Source organism: Chitinophaga arvensicola (assembly GCF_900110835.1).
In the GTDB taxonomy this organism is placed as follows: domain Bacteria; phylum Bacteroidota; class Bacteroidia; order Chitinophagales; family Chitinophagaceae; genus Chitinophaga; species Chitinophaga arvensicola.
In genome coordinates this window covers 730,908-752,051 of record NZ_FOJG01000002.1, presented here as the reverse complement: position 1 = coordinate 752,051, position 21,144 = coordinate 730,908, and the positions used below count along the sequence as shown (strand labels likewise).

Genomic DNA, 21,144 nt, shown 5'->3' with positions numbered 1-21,144 from the left:
GATATACCTGACCAGAACGCCATTCTAAAGCCGGGTAATGTCATTCAGCGTTGGTTACCCCAAAAAATATTAAGCTGTTTTTTACGTGACTTCTGTCTTCCCGATCCGCCTTTTTTTCGGAGACGGGAAACGGACTGTTGCCTGCACTGTACAAGGTATTAACCTTTCGCCTTACCATTTTTATCAACCATTGCGCTCAATTTTAGAAAATATTCTCCCCGGTATTTATTACAATTGTAGAAATTGACAGAGCGATATGCGGTTTAAACTTTATTCCACGTTACTACTCAGCATGGGGTACCTGTATGCAGGCGCCATGGTAGCCGACACAATTCCTCCAACAGTGGCTGCAAATGCCCAACTGGAACTGATTTCAAAAGAGTTCGCTTTTACAGAAGGTCCTGCTGCCGATAAAAAAGGCAATGTTTTTTTTACCGATCAGCCCAACAATAAGATCTGGAAATACAGTACCAAAGGACAACTCTCTGTTTTTGTAGAAAAAGCGGGCCGCTCCAACGGGATGTATTTCGATGGTAAAGGCAACCTGATTGCGTGTGCGGATGAGAAAGATGAACTTTGGTCCATCTCTCCCAAAGGAAAAATAAAAGTGCTGGTCAATAACTTCGGAGGGCACCGGCTCAATGGTCCCAATGATGTATGGGTAGCGCCCGATGGTGGGATGTATTTCACAGATCCTTACTACCAGCGCGATTACTGGGAACGTAAACAGCCCGATCTGAAAGAAGAAAATGTTTATTACCTAGCACCCGGTGCTAAAGAAGCCGTGGTAGCCATTTCAGATATCAAAAAGCCAAACGGGATCATCGGTACCCGCGATGGCAAGCTCGTATATGTAGCCGATATCGAGGCCGGAAAAGTGTTCCGCTACCAGGTGAATAAAGATGGTAGTCTTTCCAACCCATATCTGATGGCCAATAAAACCACGGATGGCCTGGCGCTGGATCAGGAAGGCAATCTTTATCTCTGTGGCAGCGGCATTACTGTGGTGAATAAAAATGGCGAAAAGATCGGTCAGATAGCCGTGCCCGAAGGCTGGACTGCCAACGCCTGTTTTGGCGGGAAAGACAATAATATCCTGTTCATCACTGCCGGGAAAGGCTTTTACCGCATACTGATGAACGTAAAAGGAGCGGAATAACCGGGCTATTTTTCCGGGAAGTTGTAATATTGCGCTCAGAAAATATTACATTATGTCAGTTGCGATGGATATCATGCGTGCACTGGATCCTGCGGGATTGGAAAGGTTTAAGATAAACCTGGATACCCCGGTGGCGCCGGAAAAAATAGGAGAGGTGTGGACCTTGAAAGTAGTACCTTTTGAGCAGACAGAAACCGCCAGGAAAGCCTTTAATCAGCAGTTCGATAACCAGAAGACCGCGAAATCATGGGTGGTGGAAAATAAGGAAGAAGCGATTGCGGTGGTGCAGGAATTGTATCTCCAGTATGCAGATAAACTGCCTTTGCCTTTTGACGAAACACAGCTGCATATCGGGCATTACCCACCTACCGGACGTTATTCTATCCTCATTCATATCAGGGATATCTGGGAATAAAAAAAACAGGTTCCTGCATATGGAAAATAGTACCCGCTGCATCTGAAAGACATGAGACGTTTTAAAGTATGGAGCGGGTGGCTGTTGGTAATTATTTGCCTGGCTGCCTGTAAAGAAAAAAGCAGTCCTTCGCATGTCACCGCCCCGGTGACTATGGTAATAAAACCGGTAATGGCGCCCGATGAAGCCCTTGTGCATCAGAAAGCACAGGCATTGGCACTATATGCAGGCAGGCATGGTTTCAATACACATTACGCCTTTCTAATCGACTTCAATGTGTTTTCAGGTGGCAAACGCTTCATTTGCTACGACCTGCAACAACATAAAATAATTAGTGCTGGTTTGGTGGCGCATGGCCAGGGACCTGATTTTCGCGCAGAAAAGGTCGTCTTTTCCAATGTACCCGGCAGCCGTTGTTCTTCCCTTGGAAAGTATCGTATAGGTGGCAAATACAGCGGGCAGTTTGGGATTGCCTATAAATTGTATGGATTGGACAGCAGTAACAGCAAAGCGTTTGATCGTTTCGTGGTGCTTCACAGTCATGCCTGCGTACCTGCTGCAGTACAGGAGCAGGGCATTTGCCGCAGTGATGGTTGTCCTACTTTGAACCCGGACTATTTTGCGGGTTTGCAGCACTACATGGATGAATCGGCAAAACCCATGCTGTTGTGGATCTACAAGTAATGATTCATGGGCGCCGCTTTTTAGGAACTAAAAAGGGCGCCGTTATAATTACATCCGTCTATTGCAACTTGTGCAGGGGCAGATTTAATCTCATCACCAGGTCGGTTTGTTTTTCAGTGCCCAGTTGAAAGGCATGGGTGGCAAATTCTACGAAACCATTTTTCTGGTAGAAAGCAATGGCTTTTGTATTATGTTCCCATACACCCAGCCACAGGAAGGGCGCACGGGCCTCCATGGCGAGTTGCAGGGCCTGGTTGAACAGTTGCTGGCCGATCTTTTGTCCCTGGTGTGATTTTAATACGTATATCCGTTCCAGTTCTACTGCGCGGCTGTTGTACAATTCGGATTGGGCGGACCGGAAATTGACTTTCAGGTAGCCTACCGGTTGGTTTTTCAGCATGGCAAAATAGAACTCAGAATCGGGTTCACTCAGTTCCGCTGACAATTTTTGAATACTGAAATTATCCTGAATGTATTGCTTCATATTTTCCGGTGTGTTGTCAGCGGCAAAGCTTTCCTGGAAGGTCTGACGGGCAACTTGCTGCAGTAATTCCACTTCTGCGGTAATAGCAGGCACGATAAGTATTTCGTTCATTTTTGATGGCTTATATAATAATAGGATCTATTTTTATAAAAATGTCGGGTTTATGTCGGGTTTTAAAAAGGTGTTGCTATCAGTATTGTTATTGTTGGCCCTGGTCACAGGCGTTGTGCTGGCAGCGCGAAATAATTTAACGGGCAAACATCTCACCAAAAAAGTATCCGCTGGTATTCCTGCTGTACAGGAAGGGGATATTATTTTCCAGGTGTCCGAATCAGATCTGAGCACGGCCATTCAGTTGGCTACACATTCCAAATATAGTCATTGCGGGATAATTTTTAAGAGAGATGATCAGTGGTATGTATACGAAGCGCTGCAACCAGTGAGATATACGCCTTTGCAGCAATGGATTAACCGGGGTCAGCGCAGGCATTTTGTGCTGAAAAGACTGAAAGACGCGGCCACCGTACTTACGCCTGAGGTGATCGGGCGCATGAAAACCGCAGGGAAGCAATATAACGGGAAAGATTATGACGCTTATTTCGCCTGGTCTGATACCCGGATTTACTGTTCGGAGCTGGTATGGAAGATTTACAAAGCAGGTACCGGTCTTGAGATAGGGGAGCTGCAAACCATGCGGGACTTCGACCTGAGCAGTCCGGCTGTGAAGAAGATCATGAAAACCCTTTATGGCGACCATGTTCCGCTGGAGGAGCGCATTATCTCCCCGGTCAGTATGTTTTCGTCGCCATTGCTGGTAACGGTGGCGCAGGGCGGGAATTGATCCCACCCTGTACCACCGCAAAGAGAAGTGTCTTATACGGTGACTTTTTCTTTTTCCAGGTAGGCGGGTAGCGCCTTGTCCAGGAAATGATGCCAGCCATTGGAGAAGCTTTCCGGTACAAAAGCCCGGTCTGTAGCATACGGGAAACTGTGTATACCCTTATGCGTTAGCTTCAGCTTTGTTTTATCTCCTTCCGGCGATAGTTCCCATATTACCTCAGATGATCCTGCCACGCCCTGGTATTGCCAGGTGTAACTGAGTTTTTTACCGGTGATCACATCGGTGATTTTGCAGAGATGTACAAACTGCCGCTCGTTCATTTCTACGGTGAAGGTGAATTCAAATCCTATCTGAGGTTTGAAATCGGCAATGTCGAAATACCATTGTCTTATTTTTTTGTTGTCTGTAATAGCATCCCATACTGCTTTTACAGGGGCGTCAAAGGTACGTTCAATGACCAGTGGGGAGTTACTCATGGTGAACTTTTTATAGATGAATAATTAAAATGACTACTGTTTTTTTCTGCGGTTCCTGGGAGACCTGGTAAGGAAATTGTCCAGTGCATCCAGTTTACCGTTCCAGAATTCACGGTATTGTGCGATCCATTCAGCTACTTCTTTTAGTTGCTGGAGATCGGCGCTGCAAAGGCGTTCGCGGCCATCCTGCCGGATCGTGACCAGTCCGCATTCCGTGAGTATCCGGATATGCTTGGAAATAGCCGGCCGGCTGATATCAAAATTATCTGCGATGGCATTGAGATTAAGGGAACTGGTGGCCAGTAACCCGATGATCTGTCGCCTGGTGGGATCGGCTATTGCCTGAAATACATCTCTTCTCACGGTAAAAGTTTTATGTTATGTAACCTTTCGGTTACAAATATATGTAACCATTTGGTTACGGAAAAATATTTTTTTAAGCAGGAAATACTGACTTATCCGTTGAAGGTGTTATTTTGAAGTTTGAACCTTTACTATCATGATGAAAAAGTTATCCGTTGCCCTTTGCTCCGGCATATTACTGGCGGGTATTTCCGCAGTAGCACAAACCAAAAAACTGGACATTGTTTTTATTGGCAACAGTATTACACAGGGAGGCGGCCTCGAACATCCACTTACCGAAGCGCCGCCGGTGAAAGCCATAGAATGGCTGAAACAGGCCATGCCGGGTACCGTGATCAATTACAGTAACCAGGGTGTAAGCGGTTCTACTACGGTGGATTTTTTACCTGCTACCAATCGTTTATTCAACAACGTAGTAAAGGCGGCCGACGTGTATAAAAACGATACGGATGCCACGCTGGTATTTTCCATGGTGCTGGGTACCAACGACAGCGCCATAGAAGGCCCTAACGGATCGCCGGTATCGCCGGAACAATACCGCACCAATGTGAAAGCTATACTGGATAAGCTGTTCAGTAATTACCCGCGCGCCATTGTTATTTTACACCGCCCTATCTGGTATAGTGCGAATACACAAAACAGCTCCCGCTACCTTGCAGAAGGACAGGCCCGTCTGCAATCTTATTTCCCGGTACTGGATGCGATTGCCGCCAGCTACCGGACCACACATCCCGGCCAGGTGTTTATCGGCTATAAAGATGGATTCACCTACTTTCAGAAGCATCCGGACCTGTTCATCCAGGAACATGGCGGCGCAGGCATTTTTCAGCTGCACCCGAATGCCAAAGGAGCGGAAGTACTGGGTAGCCTGTGGGGGAAAGCCATTAAACAGGTGGTGAGTAAATTAAAATAAACAGCATCCTCATGAAAGCCGTGCTTACACTCATTTGTACGTTACTGTTACCGGATTTTCCTTCTGCATCCGCCATCGAATACCAGGATGGAAGGCTGTACCTGATCGGCGATGATGCTACCAGCATCCTTGTGCTGGATACCGCCTACCAACCAGTGAAGCAGATCTCCATTGCCGCCTCCGCAGAAAAGCGGATACCCAAGGCCGTGAAGGCGGATTACGAGGCGTCTGCGTTGATTCCGTGGTACGGATATACGTACCTGATGGCATCCGGCTCACTGGCTACAGAAAAGCGTCGGCAGCTGCTCCTGGTGCCGCTCCCGGCGGCCGACAGTCATGAGATATTACCTTATCCGGCGGCATTCATCGCACAATTGCAGCAAAGCGCTATCAAAGAGCTGAACATCGAAGGTGCCACGCTGATCGGCGATCACCTGCTCCTGAGTAACCGCGGTAACAATACCTGGCCCGAGAATCATTTTATCCTGACAAAGCCGGGCTTCTGGGAGAAAGATTTCCCGCTCAGCGTAGTACCGGTTACGTTAGTAACGCCAACGCCTGTATTTGCAGGCATATCTGAGTTGTGTTATGTGGCAGGGAAAGATCTGCTGCTGTGCACCTTCTCTTCCGAAGCCACCGCCAATGCCTATGATGACGGCGCCATCGGCGATAGTTATATCGGATGGATCAGTAACATCTCCCGGAAATTATCACAAAACACACTGGCGGTAGACGGCCTGCTGAACCTGACAGCCACGGACCCCGCCTTTAAAGGGGAAAAGATAGAAGGGATCTGCGTGGAAAGTATACAGGACAACCAACTGACGCTTCACCTGGTATCCGATAACGATGCCGGATCCAGCCGTTTATTTAAAGTAAACCTTATCTTTAAGGCGGAATAAAATTATTCGTGATATGGATATACAGTTCGACGAACGTACCCTGTATGTAAAATATGATGAGGGTATTGATAACACTATTTTCTGGGCAGATGTGATCCACATTGCCGGATACAAAGTATATGCGTATCCGGGAGAAGCGGCTTTCCTGGCGTTTAAAACACTGGAAGGAGAAACACTGGAAGTATCTGATGAAATGAGCGGTTGGCTGGAGTTACTCGGTGGATTGGATAAAATTTTCAAGCTGCCTCCCGGTTGGGAAGAGCAACTGGCCGACAGCGAGCCGGATGGCGAAGACGTTGTATTTTTTGTAAAATAATATACACTTATAAAGGCGCTATCATGGCGCCTTTGTAAGTATTGTTCTGATGATAGGGTTATTCCTGTTGCCGGCGTTGAGGCAGCTACTGATATCGCCCTCTTTTCCAACGCAGATTTCCGCTTTCCCTTTGTGATAAGTGAATACAGGAGCTAAGAAAATACCCACCTTCTTCCCGCTGATAATCAATAGATAGTGCAACTAATTGAACCCCTGCTTGTCCGTTTTCCGGGGAAATCGTTTGTTTCCGGACAGGGCTGCTTTGATGATGCATACTTTAGCAGTACATTGCCGTCGTATAAACCCTTTGAATTTATCTACTGCAAAATAACCGCGCCTTTATTAGTCTATTGATTTGGTAGACTAAAAACTTGTTGTTACTTTTAATGCGGTAAACTGAAAATCCAATATCACAATTCAGCCATCATCAAATTTGTCAACAGTTTTATAACTGGCCCTGGAAATAACGGTAAGCATTAAAACGCGTGCTTACGCTACCGCAGACATGGCAACCACCTGCGCGGGGCCTCAAAATTTACCTATGGACTTTTTTTACATTCGTTCTTTAAAGGAAAAATGGCGGAGCGCCATCTTATTCCTCGCATTCGTAATCCCATTGCAGCTGCTGGCGCAGGAAAAGCATACGGCCGTTACCGGTACGGTGCAGAATGAAAAGCAGGAAGCCCTGCCGGGCGTATCTGTCGTGGCCAAAAACGAAACGACGGGTGCCACGGTTTCTGCACAAACCAATGCCAGCGGTACTTTCCGCTTTCCCAACCTGACTGTTGGCGGGCCTTACACCTTCCAGTTTACCTCTATCGGCTATGAACCCGGGCTGGTGGCCGGTATTACGCTGAGCGAAGGGCAGCAGTCGCCTGTCAGCATCCGCCTGAAAGAATCCACTTCCTCCCTGAACCAGGTAGTGGTAGTGGGGTATGGTGTACAACGCCGCCGGGAAATCACCGGCGCGGTGGCATCTGTAAGGGCTGCTGATCTGAAAGATCAGCCGGTAACCAGTTTTGAACAGGCCATTGCCGGTAAAGTACCCGGTGTGCAGGTGTTGCAGAATACAGGCGCTCCGGGCGGAAGCATCAGCGTACGTATCCGTGGGCTGAACTCTATCTCCGCCGGTATTGATCCGCTGTATGTAATAGACGGGATACCGTTGTCGAACGACCTGAAGAATTTACAGGGAGCCACGGATATGGTGAACATCACCGGACAGGCGTCTTTCCAGAAATCTCCTGATCCCCTCAGCACCCTGAACAGCGACGATATTGCGTCGATAGACATCCTGAAGGATGCTTCCTCCGCCGCTATCTATGGCTCCAGGGCATCCAACGGTGTGGTGCTGATTACCACCAAAAAGGGAAAGACCGGCGGTCTTCCTTCCTTTGGTTATAGCATGTATGCCGGGTTCCAGGAAGTCAGTAAAAAGATTAAGCTGATGGATGCCTACCAGTGGTCCAAATTCAGCTTCGATGCTAAAAACAATGCGTACCTGGATTCCAAGCCAACAGGTAGCATTACCGATGATAACGCCACCAGGGGCAATTCCAATTTCCAGATTCCACCGGAAATACTGCCTTACCTGGCAGGACAACAGGGACTTACCAATACAGACTGGCAGGATGCGCTGTTCAGAACCGCACCTATCCAGAATCATACGTTATCTGCTTCGGGCGGCAGTGAAAAATTCCAGTACTATATCTCCGGTAACTATCTCGATCAACAGGGAATTATCCTGGGCTCCGGTTATAAGAGATATGGACTGAGAGCTAATCTTACAGCGGAACTGACTTCCCGTTTAAAGATAGGCGTTACCGTTAACCCGACCGTAGATCACTATGACCTGATCAATAGTGAAGGTCCGTGGACATTCGACGGCATTCTCAGTAATGCCCTGAAAGCGTCCCCGGTATACCCTGTATATAATCCCGACGGTTCACTTGCCACTAATCGCCAGAACATCTGGGCCTATGGCTACTCCGGTGGTGAAAACCCGGTAGCACTGGCCACCCAGATCAAAGATAAACTGGATCACGTGCGCAACCTGGGTAGTGCCTGGGCCGAATACGAGATCATCAAAGGACTGAAGTTTAAAACTTTCTTTGGTACTGATATCAATCATTTCAGCCGTAATTATTTCCGGCCTTCCACATTGGGTAGCTACAAGCCAATACAACAGGCAGCTCCCACCATTCCAAAAGGATCTGCGCAAACTGCGTTATCTGTAAACTGGCTCTGGGAGAATACCCTCAACTACCAGTTCGATATTCACGGCAAACATAAATTCGATGTGCTGGCAGGGTACACTTCCCAGAAGAACACCACCAAAGCCAACGAAACCTACGGTACCGGCTTCCCTAACGATGCCGTACAAACGCTGAATGCCGCTACCATTACCAGCGGTACTTCCACAGAATCGCAATGGTCGCTGTTGTCCTACCTCGGAAGGGTGAACTACAACTACGACGATAAATACTTTGTATCTGCCAGCATCCGCAGCGACGGATCTTCCCGTTTCGGCGCCAACAACAAATGGGGTTATTTCCCCGCAGTATCCGGCGGATGGCTGATCAGCAACGAATCATTCTTCAAGGTAAAAGCCATCTCTGAACTGAAAGCCAGGGTGAGCTACGGTACTTCCGGTAATTTCCAGATAGCCAACTACGCCGCATACGATCTGCTGGCTTCCAATGGCTATGTACTGGGCGGCGGCGCAGGTACAGCAGTAAACGGGGTAGGACTGGCACAACCGGCGAATCCTGATCTTACCTGGGAAAAAACGGTACAACTCAATGCCGGGTTAGACATCGGCCTGTTCAGCAACCGCATTTATCTGAGTGCCGATTACTATCGTGCTACTACCTCCAACCTGTTGCTGGAAGTGCCGGTGGCACTGAGTTCCGGTTTTGGTAAGGCATTAAAGAACATTGGTAAGGTGCGCAACAGTGGCGTGGAATTCGGTTTAAATACCCGCAACTTCACCGGTCCTTTTGTATGGAACACCAGCTTTAATATTTCGGCCAATAAAAACGAAGTACTGCAACTGGGTGCCAACAATGCCCCCATCATTTCTGATGGTGGTAACGGTACCATCTCACAGCTCTATATCACCAAAGTGGGCTCACCGATCGGTAGCTACTATGGCTATGTGAATGGCGGTGTATTCAAAGACCAGGCTGCCATAGACGCTTATCCGCATTATGCGAGCACGAAGCCCGGCGACCGCCGTTTTGTGGATGTAAACGATGACAAGAAAATCGATGCGAACGATCGCACAGATATCGGCAGCTATTTCCCTAAATTCATCTGGGGACTCAGCAACGAATTCCGTTACAAAGGCTTTGACCTCACCATCGCTTTACAGGCGGTAAACGGTAATAAAATCATGAACCTGCAACGCCGTTTCCTGTATAACAGTGAAGGAAACGCCAACCAGATGATTGAAGAAACCGGTTACTGGAAATCCCCCACAGATCCGGGTGATGGCAATACCATGCGCCCTAACAGGGTAACTACGGGTAACAGTACCCAGCCCAGTTCCTTCTTTGTGGAAGATGGTTCGTTTGTACGTTTACGTAACCTGACCATCGGTTACACCTTTAATCAACGACTGTTTAATAATAAGATCCAGGGCCTGCGGGTGTATTTGTCCGGACAGAATATTTATACCTGGACCGACTACACCGGGTACAACCCGGAAGTGAATGCCCGTCCTGATGCCCCATTGTCGCAGGGTGAGGATTACGGCACCTATCCGCTGCCAAGAACATTCACCGCAGGTATCAATCTTTCATTCTAAAAACAGGAACTTATGCAGTTAAATATTATAAAAGCAATAGCAGGGTTGTCGCTCGTAACCGTCATAGCTTCCTGCAGTAAAGACTTTATCAATCTTCCGCCGGTATCGAATCAAACGACATCCACCTTCTTTAAAACCACGGCCGATTTCCAGCAGGGAGTAAATGCCATCTACGACGGATTGCAGAATACCCGCAGCTATGGTAAATCCGCTTACTACCTAATGGAAGTACGCAGTGACAATACCGATATCCTCGATCGTGGTGCATTGGGTGGCGTAGCTTCACAGATAGATCTTTTCACAGAAACCACTACCAATCCATTCCTCACCGACGTATATGCGGGAGCGTATCTCACCATTTCCAGGGCCAATGCCGTACTCGACAAAATAGATGCTTCCGCTATCCCGGATTCTTCCAAAAAACAATTCAAGGGAGAAGCACTGTTCCTGCGGGCTTTTGTGTACTTCGACCTGGTGCGTTTGTATGGAAAAGTACCTTTGGTGATCCGTACAGAAACTACTTCGGAAGCGCAGAACGACAAGCGGAACGACGTAACAGAAGTATATGCACAGATAGAAAAAGACCTGCAGGCTGCTGCCAGCTCACTTCCCGCAGTATACACCAACGCGAACGACTATGGCCGTGCTACGGCAGGCAGCGCGAACGGCTTACTGGGAAAAGTATATGTGACGGAGAAGAAATGGGCTGCAGCGACTACCGTGCTGAAAAACGTGACCGGCTATACGTTGCTGACAGATTATGCCGCGTTATATAACCCGGCTGCAGCCATTAATCCGGAAGTGTTGTTTACCATCCGGTTTAAAAAAGGATTAAGTCCTTCGGAGGGTAACTACTTCTTTACAGACATGGTGCCGTTTTCCTTCTACTTTAACGGTGTCGCCTATGGCGGTTCCAACAACAACCGGCCTACACATGATATCGTATCGGCCTATGAAACGGGTGATAAAAGGCTGATTGCCTCGCTGGACACCGTTTCGTATAAAAACGCCACTACCACACAACCTGGTAACTATGTAAAGAAATACCTGGATCCTCCGGGCGCTACCGGTGATGGTGGTAATAGTTTCCCGGTATTGAGATATGCAGATGTATTGCTGCTGCAGGCGGAAGCACTGAATGAGCAGGGATATAGCGCCGCTACAGGTCCGGGTTCTGCTTTCGACTTCCTGAACCAGGTAAGAAGAAGGGCAGGATTGCTTGGTAAAACACAGACGGAACTCCCGGATCAGGGCAGTTTCCGCGATGCCATCTTCGCAGAGCGCAGGGTAGAACTGGCCTTTGAAAACAACCGCTGGTTTGATCTGATCCGCTATTCAAAAGGATTGGCCATTATGCAGGCACACCTCAAGAATGAGTACAATCTTACTTCACCGGTGTTGACCCCGAACAGGTTATTGTTTGCCATACCGCAAAGCGAAATAGATATTCATAACGATCCAACCAATTTCCCTCAGAATCCATGATGGCAGGCGGTTTGAACTAAACAGAGCAGGATGAAGCGAATTATTTTTATGATGCTGGGAGCACTTATGGTGCTCCCGGCCTGGGGGCAGCATGCCGTAGATTCCGTATGGATAAAGGAACATTACAACAAAGAGGAGCACCGGATCGCGATGCGTGATGGTATACATTTATTTACTACCATCTATTCACCAAAAGATAAAAGTGAAAAGCACCCGGTTTTAATGACCCGGACGCCCTATTCTGCTGCGCCTTATGGTGCAAAGCAATTTACTCCTAACCTCTGGAATACTTACTGGCGGCGCTATGTGGCGGAGGGGTATGTCATCGTTATACAGGATGTACGTGGACGCTGGATGAGTGAAGGACAATTCCAGGATATCCGTCCGTTTAACCCCGATAAGCAGGGCACTGCGATTGACGAGGCCAGTGATACCTATGATACCATCGACTGGTTGCTGAAAAATGTTGCGGGCAATAATGGTAAGGTGGGTGTTTTCGGTATTTCCTATCCCGGATTTTATACCACCATGGCCGCATTGAGCGCACACCCGGCCCTGAAGGCGGTGAGTCCGCAGGCGCCGGTGACCGATTGGTTTCATGGCGATGACTTCCACCATAACGGCGCCTTTTTCCTGATGGATTGTTTTGGTTTTTATACCAAAGGGTTTGGTTATCCTCATCCGGCGCCGGTTTCGGTAGCGCCTGTACAGGCGTTGCAGCTGCCTTGTGCAGATAATTACAGTACATTTCTCAAGATAGGTACCATCAAAAACTTTACCCGGTTAACGGGCGATAGTCTCGCTTTCTGGAAAGAAATTGTGTCGCATCCGCACTATGATGATTGGTGGAAAGCCCGGGATCCCCGTAATTATGTAAGCGCGTTGAAGCCGGCGGTGCTGGTGGTAGGCGGCTTGTTTGATGCGGAAGATTGTTATGGCGCCTGGAATTTATACAAAGCAATAGAGCAGAAAAACCCTGCCACTCATTTTAATAAACTGGTGATGGGCCCCTGGTATCATGGTCAATGGGCGGCCAACGACGGCACGCACCTGGGCAATGTACAGTTTGGTGAGAATACCTCCGCCTGGTACCAGGAGCATATAGAAGTGCCTTTCTTTAATTATTATCTCAAGGGAAAGGGGCAGTTGGCTGATGTGGCCGAGGCGAATATCTTTTTCAGTGGGGAGAACAAATGGCGTCAGTTTGACCGCTGGCCGCCGGTGGCCGAAGAAAAGGAAATATTCCTGCAGGATAATGGCGGATTATCGTGGCAGAAAGGGAATACCGGTTTCAGTGAATACGTGAGCGATCCAGCGCATCCTGTGCCTTATACGCAGGACGTGCATTACATCCGTACCCGGGATTATATGACGGATGATCAGCGTTTTGCTTCGCGCCGCGCGGATGTGCTGACCTTTGAAACAGAGGTGCTGAAGGAGGATCTGACTATCGGAGGCACCATTACTGCGGATCTGCGTGTAAGCATCAGCGGTAGTGACGCGGATTTTGTGGTGAAAGTAATTGATGTATTTCCGGATGATTTCCGTTATCCGAATACGCCGCCGCCCAATAAAACCCGTGATGCAGGTGGTCCTTATCCATTGGGAGGGTACCAGATGCTGGTGAGGGGAGATATTTTCCGGGGACGCTTCCGGGAGAGTTTTGAAAAGCCGCTTCCCTTTACACCGGGTCAGGTAACGCCTGTTAAGTTCCAGTTGCCCGATGTGGCGCATACTTTTCAGAAAGGCCACCGGCTCATGATCCAGGTACAGAGCAGCTGGTTTCCTTTGGCTGACCGGAATCCGCAGCAGTTTATCAATATTTATGAAGCAGACGAAAAAGATTTTGTAAAGGCTACCATCCGTATTTATCATGATGCCGCGCATTCTTCGGGGATCATTTTACCGGTGTTGAAGTGATCAGAGTCGCCGGAAGTAGATTTCCAGCTTCATCTGACGCTTTTGCTTTTTAAATACTTCCTGGTCTTCCCGGAAAATGACCAGTTCGTCCTGGTTCATGGTCCGGATTTTAAAGGTGATACCATCGCCATTGGGCTCTGACAGGGTCAGTTCTTTGGTTTTCAGGTCGATGGTATAAGCATCATATCTTTCTCCGCCATCGTCCAGGGTACCGTTGTCTTTAAATACCATGATGTCCATGGGGGTGAAGCTGGAATCAATTTTTTCGAAGGATTTTTTGCCGTCTTCTATGCAGCTGATGATCGACCTGACCGGGAGCCATCTGCCGGCAATGCGGCCGGGGCTTTGATTGGGCTTTGCATTGGTGCAGGCCAGGTTGATGAGTGTAGCAAATAAAAGAGCGTATATGCTGTTCATGTTTTCGTATCTTTAATATCAACAAATTGTTTAGCCTGGCGCACAGCATATGCTATCGCCATGGAGCAGTTACAATCATTTACGTGTTGACAGTTGTGGGACGTGCGTGCTTAATATAGCCGCTGTATGGTCAGATTTGCTGGAAGACTTCTCTGTAGCATCGTGTGGTACGATGGAATTACATTATCCGATCTTTTTACACCGCAAATGTACTGTAATATAAAATTGGCACAAGTTTTTTTACGTTAATCCGTATAATTTTTTTTACCCGGTAAATTTTATGGTTATGGCAGATAATATTGCAGCACCTTTTATTCCGGCACAATATACCGGCGAAGCCACTACTACCTCGCATTCGAAGGAGCTGGTACATGAGGCGGCCGCCCGGGAGTTTTTTAAAGCGGCGGTAGACAGGCTGGGGAATGTGAATCAATGGGCGGAGATCAGCGGGAGTATGTCGTCGGGGTTCCAGTTGACCGATCTGGCCGGGAAGCCGGCAGACGGGGTGGCGGAAACGGGGATGTATATCAGGATAGATATTCCAGGGCCGGGTACCAATGCGGGGAAGGGATTCGACTGGGTAAAAATTGAGCAGAAGGAACATGTGGTGCTGAATGAGCACCAGGAAGTGTTTTTTATCAGGGCCCGTCCGGCGGAGCATCCGATACAAAAGAGCGCTGGTATTGCACATTTTCTGCGTAAGGAGGCCAGCAGCTCCTTTGTACTGGTGCGTAACGCTACAGAGATCACCGCTACTGTTTATGGGCGTAATGAGGTGCCCAATACACAAACGGCCGATCTGGGCGATAAGATCCGGAATGCCGTGGTGGGATCTACCGGGGCCATCGGCATCTCCAAATTGCAATGGAAGGCATTGGTGAAGGGCCTCCTGACCTGAGGCTACAGTTGCAGCGCCCTATCCAGGAAACCAAAGGATTTCATTTGTTGCTCCACTTCTTCAATAGCCTTCATCAGGTTATTCTTAGTATTTGTTAAATCCGTCAGTGCAATTACCATCTTTTGCCATACCGGCTGCATGTCATTAACGAGCGCTTTCCCTTTTTCTGTGAGCTGGATCAATCTTTTCCGTTCATCCGCCTTGTCCTTTTTTGAGCGGATCAGCTTTTGCTTTTCCAGCTCCTTCAGCAGGCTGATGGTAGAAGGGTGGGAGTACCCGATTTCCACGGCAATTTCCACCACACTCAGTACGGGTTTCAGGTGCAGGGTATAGATCACGGGAAACCATTTAGGTTCGAAGTCAATTCCGTTGGACTTATAGATCTGCAGCCCGTCTTTGCGCAGCTGATCACTCAATCGCTGTAGCCGTGTGGAAATAGCGAGTATCCCCGATTCGTCAATCACATTTGTCATGCCGCTTAGTGGTTTAGGTGTAAATGATAGAATACGTTGTCCGCATTCATCAGGGGAAAATACGAAGGCAGATCCGATTTTTTTACTTCAACAAAATGATTGCGTTCGTAGAAGCGGCGCGCGGCAGCGAGCTTATCGACGGTACCGAGGTAGAGGTCTGTGATACCGGCCGACTGGCAATAGGCAATCAGGTCGTTGAGCAGTTGCTGCGCAATGCCATATTCCTTACCACGGAATTCCTTTTTTACAAACATCTTCCGGATGGCGCCTGCGTTGTGGCCTATGCCTATGAGCGCAATGGTGCCGGCAAGTTCCCCGTTCACAAATCCTCCCCAGAATCCTCCGCCAGTTTGGTGATAATTGGCTTCTATATCGAACAGGTCTGGTTGGTCTTCTATCGTAATGGGTACGTTGAATTCAATCTGCTGGATAGGCAGGATAATATCGATTATTTGCTGACAATATTGATTATCAATAGTTCTGATAGTTGGTACTGTGCTCATCTGTATAGATTTATAGTACAAAACTACGTAGTTGACTACATAAAATAAAATATTTTTTATTTGAGTGCGCAGATGGGTTGCGTAGGAGGGGTAGTTCTTTGTGAAAGCGGTTTTGCTCATAGCGATTATTTACATACAATCAAATTGCGGAATTTTATGAATGATGACATTGATTTTTTGTTAATGCTACACAAGCACGGATGGACAACTTTTTTGGTTAACCTGAATGGGACCATTCATCAGGTTGGCGCTTCCAGTGTACTTAGCAGTCCATTTCATGACATTACTAATATGTTGCTTTCCTTGTTAAATAATGAAAATGAGATTATCATCAAATGGTTTGATGAGCCGGGATGGAATGTAATACACGTAACAAGAGATAAAACTGAACGGCATATTCTCTCTGTAGAAATAGGTAGTTGTTTAGACCAGTCGGGGAATGGGTATGAAAAGGTGGCAGACTTTAAAATTAAGCTCAAGCAGCTATTGGTGACTATGTTCTATCAATTGAAAAAGAATTATCATTTGCTGACGGAGAAAAGTTTTGCAAAGGGACGGGAGAATGAATTTGCGTATGAACGCTATCGTCAATTGGTAAAAAAGATTCATTCCGATTTCCCGGGGATATTGTAAACTCAATTTCCATCTCTTGATATTTCCCCGGCATTAAGGAACGAAGAATTGTATCAACAGATTAATAGCAGCATTTTTGAACGGACAGTAATCTGTAGTTCAAAACGCTCAGTAGCGCTTCGGGAAATTTATACTTTCGAAGTATTAAGATAATATGGGTATGACAAAGCCATAAAGGGATTGCATGGCGGGTTTCAAACCCGCCATGCAAAATTAATTTAACCCGCATACGCCGCTGCAAAGCGCTTCGCAAAATCCTCCAGCTTCACATTCCCCCGGCTCACCTGTCCGCTCTTCCAGTAATCCTCCTGCATAATACCGGTACGCAAAGCCTTGCCCATATCACGGTAAAGTCCCGCAAAGCTTTCGTTCAACCCATTTTGCAACATGGCATTGTAAGTATCTTCATCTGAAAAAGTAACCCATGGAAGGTTTTCCCTGCCAACAGCGGCGCCAAGAACAGCTGCAATCTCATCAGGACGACGTTCATCACTGGAAATGTAGATGATCTCCTCCGCTGCGTTAAACGGCGAAAGCAACGCTGCTGTGGCTACTTCGGCGATATCATTGGTATCAACCAGTACTATTTTCTCATCGGTGCCGCCAAAGTTGCTACCGGTAATACCAGCCTGCTTAATCAGGCCTATCTGGCTAAACAGGTTATTGAAGAAATAGGAGGGACGCAGGATTTTTACCTGTAAACCCGGTACTGCAGCCAGTTCTTCTTCGAGATAACCCAATGCGTCAATTGGTCCTGCTCCTTTGCGTAAATGGGCGCCGATGCTGCTGAGCAGTACTACTTTCTTTATGCCGGCCAACTTGATAGCTGAAATATACTTATCGGCTACCTCGCGCTGGAAAGTAGCATAGTCGGCTACGGAGAAGTCGGATGGGATCATCAGGTAAGCAATATCGTTGTCTTTGAAGGCGGCTTCCAGGAAAGCGGTGTCCTGTACGGAACCGATGGCGGCCTGGGCGCCCAATGCTTCTATAGCTGCTTTTTTATCTGTATTGCTGCTGATAACGGTCGCTTCATGGCCCGCTTTTATAAGGTTTTGTGTAACCGGAAGACTGATATTGCCCAGTGACCCTGTGATGATGTATTTCATGTTTTGCTTTTTTGATGCCACAAAGCTATATTTGTACTTACTTTTTAACAAGTACTTACCCGAGAGTATGTATGACAAAAATTAAAGAAAACTCCACCTATCACGCAAATCGTGAAATCGTAATGCAGGAATGCCCGGTGACCTATGTCATGAACAAGATCGGCGGCCACTGGAAGCCGATTATCCTGTATCATTTGCTGTCAGGCAGCAAACGATACAGCGAAATAAAAAAGGCCATGCCGCATATTACGGAGAAAATGCTGATCCAGCACCTGAAGCAGCTGGAAACCGATCACCTGCTGGTCCGTGAAGCCAGACCGGTAGTGCCGCCCTATGTTACTTATACGCTTACCGAAAGCGGGCGGGAGCTGGAAATGGTGATCAACGCCATGGCGGAATGGGCTTATCGCGATATGAAACGCCATGGCGTGGATGTTGTAATGACGATGGATTGACGCAATGTGTCATCATAACATCTGCGTCAGCTGGATATTATTCCCGCAGGTATCATCCAGCACCGCTATCATCACCGGTCCCATTACTTTGGGCGTCATGGTAAACTGTACCCCGGCGGCCGTCAGTCTTTCAAATTCCTGCTGTACATTATCTACCATAAAAGATGTCAGTGGTATCCCCGCATCTTTCAATGCCTGCTGATAAACCCGCGCAGGCCCGAATGCCATAGGTTCCAGCAGGAGTTCCACGCCATTTTGTTCATTTGGTCCCACTACCGTCAGCCACCTGTGCTCGCCCATAGGAATTTCCGTTTTCTTGATGAAGCCTAATTTTCCGGTATAAAATTGCAGGGCCTTTTCCTGGTCATCTACCATAACGCTGGTTACATGAATGCGGATCATATCTTTTATTTTAGGAGTACGAAGCTACTGATTTGAGGCCCGGGTTACTTATTCCGGATTGCTATTTTGTTGGGCGAGGTATTCCTTTGGCGAAAGGCCGGTACCTCTTTTAAACACTCCGGAGAAGGTAGAAGTACTCTGGTAGCCCACTTCATAACATACCCTGGCCACCGGAATGCCTTTTCTGAATAGCTCCATGGCCTTGTGAATCCTGACATCGCGGAGGTATTGCCGGGGCGTAACACCGTAAACCGACTGAAAAAGCCGGATGAAATGAAAACGGGACATACAGGCTGCTTGAGCAATTTGGGTTAACTCAATTTTTTCGGCGTAACATTTTTCCATAAATGCTTTCGACTGCCTTACCTGTATATATTGATATTCGGGCAGACCGTACCGCGCAGCTATTTTTTCCACTTCCAGCTCATAGTATGTTTTCTCCCTGATCATACTTGTTGGGTATTCCTGAATATGAATAATATGTAAAAGTAAGTTTTTTCTTTTTTCCTGTAAGATGTTGATCTTTCGTTGTTTGTCCGGTGTTTCATATCATTCTCCTGCGCTCCCGAAAAAAAATAATATTCCTGCTTCACCCTTTTTTTCTTTTCAGTTGCCTATACTCATAATGATAGTTAAATGAAGCCACCAGTCATTCATGATCGGAAAAAAAATACATCAACAGCATAACGCAGTACTACAGATGATGGAAATAAATCCGGATTTTATTATACTTTGTGCGGATAACAATGAAGCGACAAAGTGGTTTATGTATCAACCAAAATCGGGTGAAGTGGTTTCTTTTGAAGAGCAATTTAAGCTTCATTATACCTTTCTGTGCACAGCGGCCTATTACGTGGTAGAAGATGAAGACGCCGCCAGGGACATCGTACAGGATTTCTTCCTGTATTGCTGGAGTAAACGGGATATCATCCGTATTACCCATGATTTCAAGAGCTATGCTGTTCGCGCCATCCGCAATGCATCCCTGAATTATCTCAAAAAATCCGGTAAAACATCTTTGCAGGAAATTGCTGTTATTGAAAATATGACACAACATTTTCCGCTGGAAGATAATGAAGACGAAACAGACCGGAATGCAGCCCTGTGGGCGGCAGTAGCCAGACTACCCGAACAACGGCGCAGGATTTTCCTGCTCAGTAATCACGATGGACTAAAATATAAAGACATCGCGGAAACACTCGGGATATCTATCAATACCGTAAAAACACAGATAAAGCTGGCCTTGCAGTTCTTACGGAAAGAATGCCGGTGGATGACGTCACTGATCACTTTCCTGTTTTTTTTGAAAAAATAAAGGAGGGCCTTCACCCTTTTTTCATGATCGTTTGCCTTTGTTATCGTAGAATATGAATAAGCACGAAAATCATCACGAAATAGACTGGGATAAGCTGCTGGACAAATTGGACGGAAGCAAGGCCAATACCTCCCTGAATGAGGAGGAACTGGCCATGCTGGCTGCCGCAAAGGAAATGCAGTCCAGGATAGGAGCGGAGAAGTTTCCGGCAAACGCTGGATGGGAAAGCTTTGTGCAGGCAAGGGATCGCAAACGTGCACGTCGTTTTTCTTTGGTGAAACTCGCAGCTGCCGCCACACTGGTACTCGCCATCGCCACCGTATGGTGGATGCTCAGCCGCCGGCAACAGGCGCCGCAACTGGCCAATGAAATGCCCGCAGCCAGCGTACGCCTTAAATTGGCAGACGGACATACCGTTACACTCGGCGATAATAAACAGGTAATTCCCCACAATGGTATAGCAGCCATTAAAGCAGACCAGCATTCGGCCGTATATGATCCTGCTGCAACGCAGCATGCTGTAACGGGCATGGATACACTGGAAGTTCCCCGGGGATTACAGTTTAGCCTGCAACTCTCGGATGGCACACGGGTGCAGCTCAATGCCGGCACTACCCTGATCTATCCTGCCGCCTTTAACGGTGCCACACGCGAAGTTGCTGTAAAGGGAGAAGCGTATTTCGAAGTCGCCGCAGATATACAACGGCCATTCACCGTTCATGCAGGTATGGTAACAATGAAAGTATTAGGCACTGCTTTTAACGTAAACACCTACACGCCGGAGTTACAAACCACCTTAAGCAGCGGTAAACTACTCGTCGCTGCCGGTCAGCAACAGACCCTGCTTTCGCCCGGTGAGCAGTCTGTTTATAACAGTCAGAGCACCACCCTGCAAAAAAGAACCGTGGAAACAAGACTCTTTACTGCCTGGGCCGAAGGTGATCTGTTTTTTGAAGATGCCAGTTTACGCGATATCTCTACTTACCTCAGCCGGACTTACGACTATACTTTCATTTTTGAAGATCCGGCACTGGAAAAAGTAAGCTTTACCCTCGATATGCGCCGCCCGCCTGCGTTACAGGATGTGTTGAACCAGATCAGCCGCAGTATGGGACAACTCCGGTTCAGAACAGAAGGCAGAACAGTATACATCATGAAATAATAACAGTGAAT

General features: G+C 47.5%; 24 protein-coding genes. 15 read left to right on the top strand and 9 right to left on the bottom strand.

The window, feature by feature from the left end:
- Positions 1–256 precede the first annotated feature (256 nt).
- Genes BMW79_RS20480 through BMW79_RS20470 form a run of 3 tightly spaced genes read left to right on the top strand, consistent with a single transcriptional unit; the run spans position 257 to position 2,258 of the window.
- Positions 257–1,159 carry an SMP-30/gluconolactonase/LRE family protein gene (locus tag BMW79_RS20480; RefSeq protein WP_089897589.1) on the top strand — a complete coding sequence of 301 codons (903 nt, stop codon included), beginning with the start codon at positions 257–259 and terminating at the stop codon, positions 1,157–1,159.
- Positions 1,160–1,211: 52 nt separating this feature from the next.
- Positions 1,212–1,574, top strand: a complete 363-nt coding sequence (locus BMW79_RS20475; protein ID WP_143059231.1) for a hypothetical protein — start codon at positions 1,212–1,214, stop codon at positions 1,572–1,574.
- Positions 1,575–1,625: 51 nt separating this feature from the next.
- The gene (locus BMW79_RS20470) at positions 1,626–2,258 is read left to right on the top strand and encodes a murein L,D-transpeptidase catalytic domain-containing protein (RefSeq protein WP_089897586.1); all 633 of its coding nucleotides are present in this window, start codon (positions 1,626–1,628) and stop codon (positions 2,256–2,258) included.
- Positions 2,259–2,316: 58 nt separating this feature from the next.
- Here the strand turns inward: BMW79_RS20470 and BMW79_RS20465 are convergent, their stop codons facing one another.
- Positions 2,317–2,853, bottom strand: coding sequence for a GNAT family N-acetyltransferase (locus BMW79_RS20465; RefSeq protein WP_089897583.1), 537 nt, complete (start codon positions 2,851–2,853; stop codon positions 2,317–2,319).
- A 52-nt stretch (positions 2,854–2,905) separates the two neighbouring features.
- On the opposite strand from BMW79_RS20465, the gene BMW79_RS20460 reads away from it, so the two are divergent.
- The gene (locus BMW79_RS20460) at positions 2,906–3,583 is read left to right on the top strand and encodes a YiiX family permuted papain-like enzyme (RefSeq protein ID WP_089897581.1); all 678 of its coding nucleotides are present in this window, start codon (positions 2,906–2,908) and stop codon (positions 3,581–3,583) included.
- A gap of 32 nt (positions 3,584–3,615) precedes the next feature.
- Here BMW79_RS20460 and BMW79_RS20455 read toward each other — a convergent pair whose 3' ends face one another.
- Both BMW79_RS20455 and BMW79_RS20450 read right to left on the bottom strand, forming a co-directional pair.
- Positions 3,616–4,059 carry an SRPBCC family protein gene (locus BMW79_RS20455; RefSeq protein ID WP_089897579.1) on the bottom strand — a complete coding sequence of 148 codons (444 nt, stop codon included), beginning with the start codon at positions 4,057–4,059 and terminating at the stop codon, positions 3,616–3,618.
- A 33-nt stretch (positions 4,060–4,092) separates the two neighbouring features.
- A complete protein-coding gene (locus BMW79_RS20450; protein WP_089897576.1) occupies positions 4,093–4,422 on the bottom strand; it encodes an ArsR/SmtB family transcription factor in 330 nt (109 codons plus the stop codon).
- A 136-nt stretch (positions 4,423–4,558) separates the two neighbouring features.
- On the opposite strand from BMW79_RS20450, the gene BMW79_RS20445 reads away from it, so the two are divergent.
- From BMW79_RS20445 to BMW79_RS20420, 6 genes are all read left to right on the top strand, one after another.
- Complete coding sequence (locus BMW79_RS20445; RefSeq protein ID WP_218150390.1) at positions 4,559–5,335, top strand: GDSL-type esterase/lipase family protein; 777 nt, start codon at positions 4,559–4,561, stop codon at positions 5,333–5,335.
- Between the two features lie 11 nt (positions 5,336–5,346).
- Complete coding sequence (locus BMW79_RS20440) at positions 5,347–6,237, top strand: DUF6929 family protein (protein WP_089897573.1); 891 nt, start codon at positions 5,347–5,349, stop codon at positions 6,235–6,237.
- Between the two features lie 13 nt (positions 6,238–6,250).
- A complete protein-coding gene (locus BMW79_RS20435) occupies positions 6,251–6,553 on the top strand; it encodes a hypothetical protein (RefSeq protein ID WP_089897571.1) in 303 nt (100 codons plus the stop codon).
- A gap of 541 nt (positions 6,554–7,094) precedes the next feature.
- Positions 7,095–10,361: a SusC/RagA family TonB-linked outer membrane protein gene (locus tag BMW79_RS20430; protein WP_177192262.1), complete on the top strand. Its 3,267-nt coding sequence runs from the start codon at positions 7,095–7,097 to the stop codon at positions 10,359–10,361.
- A 12-nt stretch (positions 10,362–10,373) separates the two neighbouring features.
- Positions 10,374–11,846 (top strand): RagB/SusD family nutrient uptake outer membrane protein, encoded by a 1,473-nt coding sequence (locus BMW79_RS20425; RefSeq protein ID WP_089897568.1) that lies wholly within the window; start codon positions 10,374–10,376, stop codon positions 11,844–11,846.
- A 30-nt stretch (positions 11,847–11,876) separates the two neighbouring features.
- Positions 11,877–13,766 carry a CocE/NonD family hydrolase gene (locus BMW79_RS20420; protein WP_089897566.1) on the top strand — a complete coding sequence of 630 codons (1,890 nt, stop codon included), beginning with the start codon at positions 11,877–11,879 and terminating at the stop codon, positions 13,764–13,766.
- On the opposite strand, the gene BMW79_RS20415 is transcribed toward BMW79_RS20420, so the two are convergent.
- A complete protein-coding gene (locus BMW79_RS20415) occupies positions 13,767–14,183 on the bottom strand; it encodes a hypothetical protein (RefSeq protein WP_089897564.1) in 417 nt (138 codons plus the stop codon). It abuts the gene before it with no gap.
- Between the two features lie 286 nt (positions 14,184–14,469).
- Between BMW79_RS20415 and BMW79_RS20410 the strand changes: the two genes are divergently transcribed.
- Positions 14,470–15,081 (top strand): hypothetical protein, encoded by a 612-nt coding sequence (locus tag BMW79_RS20410; RefSeq protein ID WP_089897562.1) that lies wholly within the window; start codon positions 14,470–14,472, stop codon positions 15,079–15,081.
- A 2-nt stretch (positions 15,082–15,083) separates the two neighbouring features.
- On the opposite strand, the gene BMW79_RS20405 is transcribed toward BMW79_RS20410, so the two are convergent.
- Together BMW79_RS20405 and BMW79_RS20400 are read right to left on the bottom strand one after the other, a co-directional pair.
- Entirely contained in the window at positions 15,084–15,554 is a 471-nt protein-coding gene (locus BMW79_RS20405) for a MarR family winged helix-turn-helix transcriptional regulator (RefSeq protein WP_089897560.1), read from the bottom strand.
- A gap of 5 nt (positions 15,555–15,559) precedes the next feature.
- A complete protein-coding gene (locus tag BMW79_RS20400; protein ID WP_089904006.1) occupies positions 15,560–16,057 on the bottom strand; it encodes a GNAT family N-acetyltransferase in 498 nt (165 codons plus the stop codon).
- Between the two features lie 60 nt (positions 16,058–16,117).
- Between BMW79_RS20400 and BMW79_RS20395 the strand changes: the two genes are divergently transcribed.
- Positions 16,118–16,690 carry a hypothetical protein gene (locus BMW79_RS20395; RefSeq protein WP_143059230.1) on the top strand — a complete coding sequence of 191 codons (573 nt, stop codon included), beginning with the start codon at positions 16,118–16,120 and terminating at the stop codon, positions 16,688–16,690.
- Between the two features lie 218 nt (positions 16,691–16,908).
- On the opposite strand, the gene BMW79_RS20390 is transcribed toward BMW79_RS20395, so the two are convergent.
- A complete protein-coding gene (locus BMW79_RS20390) occupies positions 16,909–17,799 on the bottom strand; it encodes an NmrA family NAD(P)-binding protein (RefSeq protein WP_089897555.1) in 891 nt (296 codons plus the stop codon).
- Between the two features lie 71 nt (positions 17,800–17,870).
- Here BMW79_RS20390 and BMW79_RS20385 point away from each other — a divergent pair, with 71 nt between their 5' ends.
- Positions 17,871–18,254 carry a winged helix-turn-helix transcriptional regulator gene (locus BMW79_RS20385; protein ID WP_089897553.1) on the top strand — a complete coding sequence of 128 codons (384 nt, stop codon included), beginning with the start codon at positions 17,871–17,873 and terminating at the stop codon, positions 18,252–18,254.
- A 12-nt stretch (positions 18,255–18,266) separates the two neighbouring features.
- Here the strand turns inward: BMW79_RS20385 and BMW79_RS20380 are convergent, their stop codons facing one another.
- Both BMW79_RS20380 and BMW79_RS20375 read right to left on the bottom strand, forming a co-directional pair.
- The gene (locus tag BMW79_RS20380; protein ID WP_089897551.1) at positions 18,267–18,656 is read right to left on the bottom strand and encodes a VOC family protein; all 390 of its coding nucleotides are present in this window, start codon (positions 18,654–18,656) and stop codon (positions 18,267–18,269) included.
- Positions 18,657–18,704: 48 nt separating this feature from the next.
- Positions 18,705–19,106, bottom strand: coding sequence for a helix-turn-helix transcriptional regulator (locus BMW79_RS20375; protein WP_089897549.1), 402 nt, complete (start codon positions 19,104–19,106; stop codon positions 18,705–18,707).
- 316 nt (positions 19,107–19,422) lie between these two features.
- Here BMW79_RS20375 and BMW79_RS20370 point away from each other — a divergent pair, with 316 nt between their 5' ends.
- Both BMW79_RS20370 and BMW79_RS20365 read left to right on the top strand, forming a co-directional pair.
- Entirely contained in the window at positions 19,423–19,971 is a 549-nt protein-coding gene (locus BMW79_RS20370; protein ID WP_177192261.1) for an RNA polymerase sigma-70 factor, read from the top strand.
- A gap of 52 nt (positions 19,972–20,023) precedes the next feature.
- Complete coding sequence (locus BMW79_RS20365) at positions 20,024–21,133, top strand: FecR family protein (protein WP_089897545.1); 1,110 nt, start codon at positions 20,024–20,026, stop codon at positions 21,131–21,133.
- Positions 21,134–21,144: the final 11 nt, after the last annotated feature.